11 protein-coding genes are annotated in these 13,556 nt (G+C 59.0%); 6 read left to right on the forward strand and 5 right to left on the reverse strand.

Annotated elements, in window-relative coordinates; translation table 11 throughout:
- The first annotated feature begins 43 nt into the window (after positions 1-43).
- The 5 genes from budA to HBM95_06075 all read left to right on the forward strand — a co-directional run bounded on the left by budA (position 44) and on the right by HBM95_06075 (position 4,724).
- Complete coding sequence (budA, locus tag HBM95_06055; GenBank protein ID NIH42502.1) at positions 44-823, forward strand: acetolactate decarboxylase; 780 nt, start codon at positions 44-46, stop codon at positions 821-823.
- A 13-nt stretch (positions 824-836) separates the two neighbouring features.
- The gene (alsS, locus tag HBM95_06060) at positions 837-2,516 is read left to right on the forward strand and encodes an acetolactate synthase AlsS (GenBank protein ID NIH42503.1); all 1,680 of its coding nucleotides are present in this window, start codon (positions 837-839) and stop codon (positions 2,514-2,516) included.
- Between the two features lie 20 nt (positions 2,517-2,536).
- Positions 2,537-3,307 (forward strand): (S)-acetoin forming diacetyl reductase, encoded by a 771-nt coding sequence (locus tag HBM95_06065; protein NIH42504.1) that lies wholly within the window; start codon positions 2,537-2,539, stop codon positions 3,305-3,307.
- Positions 3,308-3,444: 137 nt separating this feature from the next.
- Entirely contained in the window at positions 3,445-3,918 is a 474-nt protein-coding gene (locus tag HBM95_06070; GenBank protein NIH42505.1) for a cold shock domain-containing protein, read from the forward strand.
- 107 nt (positions 3,919-4,025) lie between these two features.
- Positions 4,026-4,724 (forward strand): GNAT family N-acetyltransferase, encoded by a 699-nt coding sequence (locus HBM95_06075; protein ID NIH42506.1) that lies wholly within the window; start codon positions 4,026-4,028, stop codon positions 4,722-4,724.
- 33 nt (positions 4,725-4,757) lie between these two features.
- Here HBM95_06075 and HBM95_06080 read toward each other — a convergent pair whose 3' ends face one another.
- The 5 genes from HBM95_06080 to betI form a co-directional block, all read right to left on the reverse strand.
- On the reverse strand, positions 4,758-6,452 hold the full coding sequence (locus HBM95_06080; protein ID NIH42507.1) for a thiamine pyrophosphate-binding protein: 1,695 nt from the start codon (positions 6,450-6,452) through the stop codon (positions 4,758-4,760).
- Between the two features lie 33 nt (positions 6,453-6,485).
- On the reverse strand, positions 6,486-7,226 hold the full coding sequence (locus tag HBM95_06085; protein ID NIH42508.1) for an SDR family oxidoreductase: 741 nt from the start codon (positions 7,224-7,226) through the stop codon (positions 6,486-6,488).
- A gap of 273 nt (positions 7,227-7,499) precedes the next feature.
- Positions 7,500-9,179 carry a choline dehydrogenase gene (gene betA / locus HBM95_06090; GenBank protein ID NIH42509.1) on the reverse strand — a complete coding sequence of 560 codons (1,680 nt, stop codon included), beginning with the start codon at positions 9,177-9,179 and terminating at the stop codon, positions 7,500-7,502.
- A 13-nt stretch (positions 9,180-9,192) separates the two neighbouring features.
- Positions 9,193-10,665, reverse strand: coding sequence for a betaine-aldehyde dehydrogenase (betB, locus tag HBM95_06095; protein NIH42510.1), 1,473 nt, complete (start codon positions 10,663-10,665; stop codon positions 9,193-9,195).
- A 13-nt stretch (positions 10,666-10,678) separates the two neighbouring features.
- Positions 10,679-11,266 carry a transcriptional regulator BetI gene (gene betI, locus HBM95_06100; protein NIH42511.1) on the reverse strand — a complete coding sequence of 196 codons (588 nt, stop codon included), beginning with the start codon at positions 11,264-11,266 and terminating at the stop codon, positions 10,679-10,681.
- Between the two features lie 128 nt (positions 11,267-11,394).
- Between betI and betT the strand changes: the two genes are divergently transcribed.
- Positions 11,395-13,428: a choline BCCT transporter BetT gene (betT, locus tag HBM95_06105; protein NIH42512.1), complete on the forward strand. Its 2,034-nt coding sequence runs from the start codon at positions 11,395-11,397 to the stop codon at positions 13,426-13,428.
- Positions 13,429-13,556 lie beyond the last annotated feature (128 nt).

Consider the following 13,556-nt stretch of genomic DNA (forward strand, 5'->3'; position numbering starts at 1 on the left):
ATTTATTTAACCTTTCTAAATAAAGTTGAAGAGGACGAGCACGATGACGCATTCATCTGCCTGCGACTGTGAGGCCAGCCTGTGCGAGACCCTGCGCGGGTTCTCAGCCCAGCATCCTGACAGCGTGATCTACCAGACATCGCTAATGAGCGCCCTGCTAAGCGGCGTGTACGAAGGGGAGACGACGATCGCCGACCTGCTGGCACACGGTGATTTTGGTCTCGGCACCTTTAACGAGCTGGACGGTGAAATGATTGCCTTCAGCAGCCAGGTCTACCAGCTGCGCGCCGACGGCAGCGCCCGGGCCGCGAAGCCGGAGCAGAAAACGCCGTTTGCGGTAATGACCTGGTTCCAGCCGCAGTACCGCAAAACCTTCGATGCGCCGGTCAGCCGTCAGCAGATCCACGACGTGATTGACCAGCAGATCCCCTCCGACAACCTGTTCTGCGCGCTGCGCATTGACGGCAATTTCCGCCACGCCCACACCCGCACCGTACCGCGCCAGAAGCCGCCGTACCGGGCGATGACCGACGTGCTGGATGATCAGCCGGTGTTCCGCTTTAACCAGCGTGAAGGGGTGCTGGTCGGGTTCCGCACCCCGCAGCATATGCAGGGCATTAACGTGGCGGGGTATCACGAACACTTCATTACCGACGACCGTCAGGGCGGGGGCCATCTGCTGGACTACCAGCTGGAGAGCGGCGTGCTCACCTTCGGCGAAATACACAAGCTGATGATTGACCTGCCCGCCGACAGCGCGTTCTTACAGGCCAACCTTCACCCCAGCAATCTTGATGCAGCGATCCGTTCCGTCGAAAACTAACAGGAGAACTACCGTGAACAGTGAGAAACAGTCACGTCAGTGGGCGCACGGCGCCGATATGGTTGTCGGCCAGCTGGAAGCGCAGGGCGTGAAGCAGGTGTTCGGGATCCCGGGTGCGAAAATCGACAAGGTATTTGATTCCCTGCTGGACTCCTCCATTGAGATCATTCCGGTGCGTCATGAGGCCAACGCGGCGTTTATGGCGGCGGCGGTCGGGCGGCTGACCGGTAAGGCCGGGGTGGCGCTGGTCACCTCCGGGCCGGGTTGCTCTAACCTGATCACCGGCATCGCCACCGCCAACAGCGAGGGCGACCCGGTGGTGGCGCTGGGCGGGGCGGTAAAGCGGGCGGATAAAGCCAAGCTGGTACACCAGAGCATGGACACCGTCGCCATGTTCAGCCCGGTCACCAAATACGCCGTGGAGGTGAGTTCACCGGACGCGATTGCCGAAGTGGTATCGAACGCGTTTCGCGCCGCCGAGCACGGCAGGCCGGGGGGCGCGTTCGTCAGCCTGCCGCAGGATATTGTCGACCAGCCCGCGACGGGCGCGATTTTACCCGCCAGCGGTCCGGCGCTGATGGGCCCGGCACCGGAATCCGCCATTAACGACGTGGCGAAGCTTATCGAAAACGCCAAAAACCCGGTCATCTTACTCGGCCTGATGGCCAGCCAGCCCGCCAACAGCGCCGCGCTGCGCAAGCTGCTGGAGAAAAGCCGCATTCCTGTCACCAGCACCTATCAGGCCGCCGGGGCGGTAAACCAGGAGCACTTCACCCGCTTTGCCGGACGCGTCGGCCTGTTCAATAACCAGGCGGGCGACCGGCTGCTGCATCTGGCGGATTTGATTATCTGCATTGGCTACAGCCCGGTGGAGTACGAGCCGTCCATGTGGAACAGCGGCGACGCGACGCTGGTGCACATCGATGTCCTGCCCGCCTATGAAGAGCGTAACTACGTCCCGGATCTGGAGCTGGTGGGGGATATCGCCGAAACGCTGAACCTGCTCGCAAACCGGATCGACCATAAGCTGGAGCTGAGCCCGCGTGCGTCAGAAATTCTGGTCGATCGCCAGCATCAGCGGGATCTGCTCGATCGCCGTGGCGCCTCGCTCAACCAGTTTGCCCTGCACCCGCTGCGCATCGTGCGTGCCATGCAGGATATCGTGAATAACGACGTGACGCTTACCGTGGATATGGGCAGCTTCCACATCTGGATCGCCCGCTACCTCTACAGCTTCCGGGCGCGTCAGGTGATGATCTCCAACGGTCAGCAGACCATGGGCGTCGCCCTGCCGTGGGCCATTGGCGCATGGCTGGTGAACCCGGGCCGCAAGGTTGTGTCGGTCTCCGGTGACGGCGGTTTTTTACAGTCGAGCATGGAGCTGGAAACCGCAGTGCGCCTCAACGCCAATGTGCTGCACATCATCTGGGTGGATAACGGCTACAACATGGTGGCCATTCAGGAAGAGAAAAAATACCAGCGCCTTTCCGGCGTAGAGTTCGGCCCTGTCGATTTCAAAGCGTATGCCGACGCCTTCGGCGCGAAGGGCTTTGCCGTGGAGAGCGCCGAGGCGCTGGAACCCACGCTGCGTGCGGCAATGGATGTGGACGGCCCTGCCGTGGTGGCCATTCCCGTCGACTACAGCGATAACCCGCTGCTGATGGGCCAGCTCCATCTCAGCCAGATTTTGTGACTCAATATAAGGACAGAGAAATGCAAAAAGTTGCTCTCGTAACAGGCTCAGGCCAGGGGATTGGTAAAGCGATCGCGCTTCGCCTGGTGAAGGATGGCTTTGCCGTCGCCATCGCCGACTATAACGTTGAGACGGCAAAAGCCGTCGCCGATGAAATCACCCGCAACGGCGGTAAGGCCGTCGCCGTGAAGGTCGATGTCTCTGACCGCGAGCAGGTATTTGCGGCGGTGGAGAAAGCGCGCACCGCGCTGGGCGGCTTTAACGTTATCGTGAATAACGCCGGGATTGCGCCGTCCACCCCCATCGAATTCATCACGCCGGAGATTGTCGACAAGGTCTACAACATCAACGTGAAAGGAGTGATCTGGGGCATTCAGGCTGCCATCGAGGCGTTTCGCAAAGAGGGGCACGGCGGCAAAATCATCAACGCCTGCTCCCAGGCGGGCCACACCGGCAACCCTGAACTGGCGGTGTACAGCTCCAGCAAGTTCGCGGTGCGCGGCCTGACTCAGACCGCAGCGCGAGACCTTGCGCCGCTGGGCATCACCGTTAACGCCTACTGCCCGGGCATCGTTAAAACGCCGATGTGGGCGGAAATCGACCGTCAGGTCTCCGAGGCGGCGGGTAAACCGCTTGGCTACGGGACTGAAACCTTTGCCAAACGCATTACGCTTGGCCGTCTGTCCGAGCCGGAAGACGTCGCCGCCTGCGTCTCATACCTGGCCGGGCCGGATTCCGACTACATGACCGGCCAGTCGCTGTTGATTGATGGTGGGATGGTGTTCAACTAAAAACGTAATACTAATAAGCTCTGACATGAGTTTTCCCCTGCCTCCGTGCAGGGGCTTTTTTTTGTCTCCTCAGCCATTGTGCATTACACTGCGCGCTGCAAAACTTTAGTCTTGAGATCTGACAGGCGGTAACAGCGATGAACGGTACAATCACAACGTGGTTTAAAGATAAAGGCTTCGGATTTATCAAAGATGAAAACGGCGACAACCGCTATTTTCATGTGATTAAGGTCGCCAACCCCGATCTGATTAAGAAAGATGCCGCGGTGACCTTTGAGCCAACCACCAACAACAAAGGCCTTTCCGCCTATGCGGTGAAGGTGATCCCGGAAAGCAAACATCTCTTTATTGCGGGCGAGCGCGTGAAGCTCTCCTCGATCAAATCCTTCGTGGTGTTCAGCGAAGAAGAGCCGGTTGAGACTAAAATCGACAAAGAGAATGCGGTGCTGTCGGTGGGGCTGCTGATGAACAGCATCAAGCCGAAATCCGACAAGAAGCCGGGCGAAATGCGCACGGTGAAGAAGCTGGCGATCACCACCTTCCAGAACACAACGATGATCTTTACCGAAGATGAGATCGACATCGACGCTACGGTGAAGCTGCTTAAGTGATTTTATGCCGGGTAGCGGCGACGCGTTACCCGGCCTGCACGTTCTCCCTTTCCGACCGCTTTTTAACCTGCTATAACAAACTCCTTACCTTTCAGGGAGTCACCGCCGTGCCCGAAATCAATCAACATGGTCAAACCGTTAACGATATCGTCCCGGACTGGAAATGCGCTCGCGTCTTAACCCGCACCCCGCTCACCGGTCAGTATTGCCGCCTGGAGCCGCTGGACGCGGATCGCCATTCGGCTGATTTATACGAAGCTTACGCACTGGGTGATGACAGCGACTGGACGTGGCTTGCAAGTACCCAGCCAGAAAGCGTGGAAGCCACCGCGCACTGGGTGCTCGGCAAGGTGATGGATGACGATCTGGTCCCGTTTGCGGTAATCGATTTACGCACTGAAAAAGCGGTAGGGCTGGTGAGCTACATGGCGATTGAGCGGTTTCAGGGCTCGGTGGAAATCGGCCACGTCACCTGGTCGCGCAGGATGAAAGGCACCCGCATCGGCACCGAAGTGGTCTGGCTGCTGCTGAAAAATGCCTTCGAGCACAAGTACCGTCGGCTGGAGTGGAAGTGTGATTCAATGAACACCGCCTCACGCCGCGCGGCGGAGCGGCTGGGGTTCGTCTGGGAAGGACGCCTGCGCCAGAAGCTGGTGCGCAAGGGCCGCAACCGCGACAGCGATATGCTTTCGATTATTGACGGCGAATGGCCGCAAAGGGATGCGGAGCTGCGCGCCTGGCTGGCGGCGGAGAATTTTGACGCCCAGGGGCGGCAGATTAAGCGGCTGGAGGCGTTTCGTTTATAAGCTTTTTATGTAGGGTACAGCGCAAAGATGCAGTTAATCCGCGGAAATCGCGATTTCAATCATGTTGGTTTTTCCTGACTGCAGTCCGCGGGTTACCGCTTCGGCGATGTCTGCGGCATCGGTTATCCGACAACAGCGAATGCCCATGGCGGTGCCCAGCGACTGAAAATCGATGTGCGGGTTAACCAAATCCATCCCGATAAAGCGCCCCAGCTGCGTCGAGCTGTAGCCCGGCTGGCCCTTCATAAAGTTTTTAAGAACGTTGTACTCCCGGTTGTTCATGACGATAAAGGTGACCGGCAGATTTTCGTGTGCCGCCGTCCAGAGCGCCTGCGGTGAATACAGCGAAGCGCCGTCGCCCATCAGGCACACTACCGGCTCGCGGCCCAGCCCCAGCGAGTGGCCCACCGCCGCAGGCATACCCCAGCCCAGACCGCCGCCGCGCATGAAATAGTAGCGCTGGTGCTGCGGGTCGGAGATAAAACGCCGGACATGTCTGGCTGTGGCAATCGCTTCATCAACAATGGTGACGCCCGGTGGAACGGCTTTGATGACTTCATAGGCCGCCACCATCGGCGAAATAGCCGGGCGCAGCCGCTCGGCAGCCAGACGTTCTTCCTGCAGTTGCCACTCTTTTTCACGTTCAGCGCGTGCCGTTTTGAGCAGCCGCTGATGCGTCAATTTGCCTGCCACCAGGCGCTGCTCAAGCAGAGGTAAGAGCGCCTTCAGGGAGAGTTTGATATCCCCCATCACCGACAGGCGTGTAGCATAGGTGCGGCCCAGCTCGTTCATGTCGGCGGAGAGCTGGTAGACCGCGCATGAGCCCGGAATCGCGTCTCCTTCGCTGTATAATATGGTGATCAGGCTTCTGCCGCCGATGATAAACACCGCGTCGTAGGCGTTAACGATGCTGGCAATTTCACTGGCGGTGGTAGGCATATTGCCGCGCCAGAGGGCATGCTGCGTGGGAAAGGGCAAATTCAACGGCCACGATGAGCCGTAAACGTGTGCACCAAGCGCTTCTGCAAGCTGGACAATCTCCGGCGTTGAGCCGCTGGAGTGAACTTCATCCCCCGCCACAATCATGATCCTGCCGGGCGTAACCTGGCTCAGCTCCGCCGCCAGCTCGTCCAGCGAGCCCGCGACGGTGTGATAGTTCACTTTGGAGGCCGTTTGTATCCCGGCGTCGCTCAGCTCTTCCATCACGTTCATTGGCAGAGAGAGCAATACGGGACCGGCGGGGGGATAGCTGGCAGCGTGGAACGCGCGACGCACAAGAACCGGGAGCTGGTCGGCGCTGGTGACCTCCTGCGCCCATTTCACCACCGGCGATCCAATGGAGACTATGTCATCATACAGGAGCGGGTCGCGCACGTAGTGCCGCGTGTCCTGCTGCCCGACGGTGACAACCAGCGGCGTTTTCATGATCCGCGAGTTGATTAAATTTCCCATTCCATGCCCGAGACCGCTGGCGGTGTGCAAATTGATAAAACCGGTCTTGCCGGAGGCTTTCGCGTAGCCGTCAGCAATGGCGACCACGCTGCTCTCCTGGAGCGCCAGAATATAATGAATATTTTCATGCCGGAGCAGGGCGTCAATCAGCGGGAGTTCCGTCGTGCCGGGGTTGCCAAATATATATTCCACGCCTTCACTCTCAAGAACCTCAAGGAGAATGTCGGCACCTGTTCGCATATTTAAATCTGATAAGGACGTTAATGACTTAATCATAATGGCACCTCATTCAGCGTTATTTAAGTCATGCTAAAATTCTTCCTGCGTTGGCCGGACGACAATTTCATTTACATCAACATCATCAGGCTGCTCGATAGCAAATAATACGGCCCGCGCAATGGCATCTGCCGGAATAGCCTGCTTATAAAATTCATGCAGGAATTTTTTACTCTCTTCGTCAGAACTGCCGAACTGCAGTTCGCTCTCGACCGCTCCGGGGGAAATAAGCGTAGTGCGGACCGTTTTACCCACCTCCTGACGCAAGCCTTCGCTCAGCGCGCGGACGGCGAATTTCGTGGCGCTGTAGACCACGCCGCCGGGCGCAAGCACCTTAATACCGGCCACAGACGCAACGTTAATAAAATGCCCGCCACGCTGGCGCTGGAACACCGGTAACGCCGCCGCAATGCCGTATAAAACGCCTTTAAGATTGGTATCGATCATCCGATCCCACTCGTCGGTCTTGCGCTCGCTGATGGGGGCGATAGCCATAAAGCCCGCATTGTTGATCAGCACATCGACGCGTTGGTATGCGGCAACGGCAGCGTCAATCGCGTGCTGGACCTCCTCCTGACGGGTCACGTCCGCCTTCACGGCAATCGCCCGGCCGCCCTGCTGGATGATGCGATCCACCAGGGCGTTAACTCTGTCCAGGCGACGCGCCACCAGTACCAGCGAAAAGGGCTTATTCGCTAAATACAGGGCAATAGCCTGACCGATACCGCTGCTGGCGCCGGTGATAACAACAACTTGGTTTGCACTATTATTCATGATCTTATCTCGCGGTTGAGTGATGCAAAAATAAAGGCAGGGGAGAATTAAAGAATAATGACGCCTTCTTTAATTTCAGGTTTAAATATATTGTATATTTCGAATGGAAAGACATTCGATTAAACTTAGTTGAATTGCGGGAGCAGTGTCAACAGACTTTTAAATGAACAAAATAATTGCAGGGTAATATTTATTTCTTATAGGTATCGAAAAATATTATCGTAATGAAGGGATGTATTGAAAACCCTCTCGTTTTACGGAGAGGGCAGAATATTAAACGTTCTGTAATGCCTGACGAACCGGCGCGCCGTTCGCCACGTAATACGCCGCCGTGCTCTTCGCCAGCGGCTCGCGCCCGCGAATGGCATCCGCAATTTTCTCGCCGATCATAATCGTGGTGGCGTTCAGGTTGCCGGTAATAATCTGCGGCATAATCGACGCATCCACCACGCGTAGCCCTTCCAGCCCGTGAACGCGGCCTTCGCCGTCGACCACCGCCATCTCGTCGTAGCCCATCTTGCAGGTGCCGCACGGGTGGAACGCGGTTTCCGCGTGGTTACGCACGAACTCGTCCAGCTGCTCGTCGGTCTGGCACTCGACGCCCGGGCTGATTTCGCGGCCGCGGTACTTGTCCAGCGCGGGCTGGTGCATGATCTCGCGGGTGATGCGGATCGCGTCGCGGAACTCCTGCCAGTCCTGCTCGTGGGACATATAGTTGAACAGGATCGCAGGATGCTGGTGCGGATCGCGGGATTTAATCCGCACGTGCCCGCGGCTCGGCGAGCGCATCGATCCGACGTGGCACTGGAAGCCGTGCTCTTTTACCGCGTTCGAGCCGTTGTAGTTAATCGCTACCGGCAGGAAGTGGTACTGAATGTTCGGCCATTCGAACTCCTCGCGGCTGCGGATAAACCCGCCCGCTTCGAAGTGGTTGCTCGCCCCTACGCCGATGCCGCCAAACAGCCATTCGGCGCCAATCTTCGGCTGGTTCCACCACTGCAGGGCAGGGTAGAGGGAGACCGGCTCTTTGCACTCGTACTGAAGGTACATCTCCAGGTGATCCTGCAGGTTTTCGCCCACGCCGGGCAGGTCGTGCACCAGCGGAATATCAAACTGCTTCAGCAGGTCCGCGCTGCCCACGCCGGAGCGCTGGAGGATCTGCGGGGAAGCAATGGCCCCTGCGCACAGCAGCACCTCTTTGTTCGCCGTCGCGTTGGACGGAATAGTGCTTTCACCCTCCAGCCACTCGACGCCCACGGCGCGCTTGCCGTCGAACAGAATGCGATCGGTCGTGGCGTGGGTGCGGATGGTCAGGTTCGGGCGCTGTTTTGCCTGGTCCAGATAGCCGCGTGCGGTGCTGGCGCGTCGGCCCTGCGGCGTGACCGTGCGGTCCATCGGGCCGAAGCCTTCCTGCTGGTAGCCGTTGAGATCCTCGGTGCGCGGATAGCCCGCCTGCACGCCAGCCTCCACCATCGCCTCAAACAGCGGATTCACGCCCGGCTTCGAGGTGGTAACGCTCACCGGACCGTCGCCGCCGTGGTAGTCATTCGGGCCCACGTCGCGCGTCTCTGCCTTGCGGTAGTAGGGCAGGCAGTTGAGGTAGCTCCAGTGCTCCAGGCCCGGCTCTTTGGCCCAGTGGTCGAGATCCATCGCGTTACCGCGGATGTAGCACATGCCGTTGATCAGCGACGAGCCGCCCAGCCCTTTACCGCGTCCGCACTCCATACGGCGGTTGTTCATGTACGGCTCTGGCTCGGTTTCGTACGCCCAGTTGTAGCGCTTGCCCTGCAGCGGGAACGCCAGAGCGGCGGGCATCTGGGTGCGGAAGTCAAAGCGGTAATCCGGCCCGCCCGCCTCAAGCAGCAGGACGGTGGTGTTCGGATCTTCAGTCAGTCGCGTTGCCAGGACGTTGCCGGCAGAGCCGGCCCCGATAATGATGTAGTCAAATTGCAAATAAACCTCCCGGTTAAAATATGGACTGGAATTTACCCATCTCAACCTGGATGGACTTCACCTGGGTGTAGCTCTGCAGCGTCATCACGCCGTTCTCGCGGCCAATGCCGGAGTGCTTGTAGCCGCCGACCGGCATCTCCGCGGCGGATTCACCCCAGGTGTTGATCCAGCAGATGCCCGCTTCGAGCTGATGAATGGCGCCGTGGGCGCGGTTCAGGTCGGCAGTGACGATGCCCGCCGCCAGCCCGTAGTCTGTGTCGTTGGCGCGGCGAATGGCTTCTTCATCGGTTTCATAGGTGAGGATGGACATCACCGGGCCGAAGATCTCTTCGCGCACGATGGTCATCTCGTCGGTGCAGTCGGTGAACACGGTCGGGGCGACCCACGCGCCGTTGTCAAAGCCGTCGCCCTTCAGCACCTCGCCGCCGCACAGCACGTGGGCGCCTTCCTCTTTGCCTTTGGCGATGTAGCGCATCACGCTGTCGCGGTGCGGGAAGCTGACCATCGGGCCGAAGTTGGTACGTTCATCGAACAGATCGCCCGCGCGGATGCGGCCCACGCGCTCAACGATTTTCTGCTCAAACGTTGCTTTAAACTTCGCGGGCACGAACACGCGGGTGCCGTTGGTGCACACCTGGCCGGAGCTGAAAAAGTTCGCCATCATGGCGATGTCTGCCGCGAGATCCAGATCCGCATCGTCAAAAATAATCAGCGGGGATTTGCCGCCCAGCTCCATCGTCACCTCTTTCAGAGACGAGGCCGCCGAGTTGGCCATCACCTTTTTGCCGCTGGCGACGCCGCCGGTGAAGGAGACTTTCGCGATGCCCGGATGCTCGGTCAGGTACTGGCCGGTTTCCGCGCCCACGCCCGGCAGGACGTTAAACACACCGTCCGGCAGGCCCGCTTCGGTGTAGATCTCCGCAAGCTTCAGGGCGGTGAGCGGCGTCACTTCGCTTGGCTTGAAGATCATCGCGTTGCCCGCCGCCAGCGCCGGGGCCGATTTCCACAGGGCGATCTGGATCGGGTAGTTCCACGCGCCGATGCCCGCCACCACGCCCAGCGGCTCGCGGCGGGTGTAGACGAACGAGGTATCGCGCAGCGGGATCTGGCTGCCTTCCAGCGCCGGGATCAGCCCCGCGTAGTACTCCAGCACATCCGCGCCGGTGACGATATCGACGGTTGAGGTTTCGGAATACGCTTTACCGGTGTCGAGGGTTTCCAGTTTCGCCAGATCGTCGTTGCGCTCGCGCAGGATGTCGACGGCGCGTCGCAGAATGCGCGAGCGCTCCATGGCGGTCATTGCCGCCCAGATTTTTTGCCCGCGTTTTGCGCTTTCCACGGCGCGGTTGACATCTTCTCGCCCGGCGGCCTGTACGCTCGCCAGAACTTCACCGTTGGCCGGGTTGACGGTCTCGAAGGTGCGACCGCTGGTGGCGGATGTATAACCACCATTGATGTAAAGCTGCTGTTCTGCCATTCGGGACATAAATCCTCCTCGGTTATTCGGTCGGTAAATGCTGGCTGATAAAGTGGCTGGTGAGCGACTGCGCCAGGGTTTTATCCAGCGGCTTGCCGCTCAGCGCGGCGCGCAGCCACAGCCCGTCGATCAGCGCCGCGAGCCCGTAGCCCGCCTCTTCAGCCTGTTCACGCGGCAGCTCGCGGCGGAACTCGTACACCAGGTTTGAGAGCAGGCGGCGGCTGCTGACCTGCTGCAGGCGATAGAGCATCGGCTGGTGCATGCTGCTTGCCCAGAAGGCCAGCCAGGCCTTCATTGCCGCGCCGCTGACCTGGGTTTCATCGAAGTTGCCGCTGACAATCGCCTGCAGGCGCTGCTCCGCGCTGCCGCCCGGCAGGGCGTGTAAACGGCTCAATACCGCGTCGCGCAGCTGGCCGGTAATGTCGCGCATGGTCGCTTCCAGCAGGCCGTTTTTGTCTTTGAAATAGTGACTGATGATCCCCGTGGACACGCCCGCCCGACGGGCGATTTGCGCGATGGTCGCATCGTGCATGCCCACTTCATTAATTGCTTCCAGCGTGGCGTCGATAAGCTGCCTGCGCCGGATCGGCTGCATCCCCACTTTGGGCATTTTTGCCACTCCATTCATCAGCGTTGGTTATATATTAAAGCGGTTTTTGATTGGACGTTCAATATAAAATGTGTCTTAATTGTTGCGGATTTGGATTTTAATAGTTACAAAAACAGTGAGGATACTGGATGACAGACCTTTCACAGGACAGAGAAAAAGACAAAATCAACCCGGTCGTTTTTTATACTTCCGCCGGGCTGATTTTGTTGTTTTCCCTGACGACGATCTTCTTTCGCGATTTTTCTGCCGAGTGGATTGGGCGCACCCTGAACTGGGTGTCGAAGACCTTCGGCTGGTACTACCTGCTGGCGGCGACGCTTTACATTGTTTTCGTGGTTTGTATTGCCTGTTCGCGCTTTGGGTCAGTGAAGCTCGGGCCAGAGCAGTCCAAGCCCGAGTTCAGCCTGCTGAGCTGGGCCGCGATGCTGTTTGCCGCAGGCATCGGCATCGACCTGATGTTCTTCTCCGTGGCGGAACCGGTCACGCAGTATATGCAGCCGCCGGAAGGGGCAGGGCAGACGATGGAGGCCGCGCGCCAGGCAATGGTCTGGACGCTGTTCCACTACGGCCTGACGGGCTGGTCGATGTATGCCCTGATGGGCATGGCGCTCGGATACTTTAGCTATCGTTATAATTTGCCCCTCACCATTCGCTCCGCGCTGTATCCGATTTTCGGTAAAAAAATTAACGGCCCGATTGGCCACAGCGTTGATATCGCGGCGGTGATCGGCACCATCTTTGGTATCGCCACCACGCTCGGGATTGGCGTGGTGCAGCTCAACTACGGGCTGAGCGTGCTGTTTGACATCCCGGACTCGATGGCAGCCAAAGCGGCGCTGATTGCGCTCTCCGTTATTATCGCCACCATCTCGGTGACGTCGGGCGTTGATAAGGGCATTCGCGTGCTCTCCGAGCTGAACGTGGCGCTGGCGCTGGGGCTGATCCTGTTCGTGCTGTTTATGGGCGACACCTCGTTCCTGCTCAATGCCTTAGTGCTTAACGTGGGCGACTACGTAAACCGCTTTATGGGCATGACGCTGAACAGCTTCGCCTTTGACCGTCCGGTGGAGTGGATGAACAACTGGACGCTGTTCTTCTGGGCGTGGTGGGTCGCGTGGTCGCCGTTTGTCGGCCTGTTCCTGGCGCGTATTTCACGCGGCCGCACCATCCGCCAGTTTGTGATGGGCACGCTGATAATCCCGTTCACCTTCACCCTGCTGTGGCTGTCGATTTTCGGCAACAGCGCGCTGCACGAGATTATCCACGGCAATGCGACCTTCGCACAGGAAGCGATGGCGCACCCGGAGCGCGGCTTCTACAGCCTGCTGGCGCAGTACCCGGCGTTTACCTTTAGCGCCTCCGTGGCGACCATCACCGGCTTGCTGTTCTACGTCACCTCGGCGGATTCCGGCGCGCTGGTGCTGGGCAACTTCACCTCGAAGCTCAAGGACATCAACAGCGATGCGCCGAACTGGTTGCGCATCTTCTGGTCCGTCGCCATCGGCCTGCTGACGCTCGGCATGCTGATGACCAACGGCATTTCGGCGCTGCAGAACACCACGGTGATCATGGGCCTGCCGTTCAGCTTCGTCATCTTCTTCGTGATGGCCGGGCTGTATAAATCGCTCAAGGTGGAAGACTACCGCCGCGTCAGCGCGAGCCGCGACACCGCGCCGCGTCCGATGGGGGCGCAGGACAGGCTGAGCTGGAAGAAACGCCTCTCGCGCCTGATGAACTACCCTGGCACGCGCTACACCAAACAGATGATGGAGACGGTCTGCTTCCCCGCAATGGAAGAGGTGGCACAGGAACTGAAGCTGCGTGGTGCTTACGTGGAGCTGAAAAACCTGCCACCGGAGGAGGGCGAGACCCTGGGGCACCTGGATCTGCTGGTGCACATGGGCGACGAGCAGAACTTTGTCTATCAGATCTGGCCGCAGCAGTACTCGGTCCCCGGTTTTACCTACCGGGCGCGCAGCGGGAAATCGACCTACTACCGGCTGGAGACCTTCCTGCTGGAGGGGAGCCAGGGGAATGATTTGATGGATTACAGCAAGGAGCAGGTGATAACGGATATTCTGGACCAGTATGAACGGCACCTGAACTTTATCCATCTGCACAGGGAAGCGCCGGGGAATAGCGTGATGTTCCCGGATGTTTGAGCTGAATAACCTATAAAGGCATCGCCGCCTCCCTCAAGCCGGGTGGCGGCGATGCCTTACCCGGCCTACCAAACCAGTTTTCCGTAGGCTTGATAAGCGAAGCGCCATCAGGCACGCCCTTCATTGAC

The organism is Enterobacter asburiae (assembly GCA_011754535.1).
In the GTDB taxonomy this organism is placed as follows: Bacteria; Pseudomonadota; Gammaproteobacteria; order Enterobacterales; family Enterobacteriaceae; genus Enterobacter; species Enterobacter cloacae_N.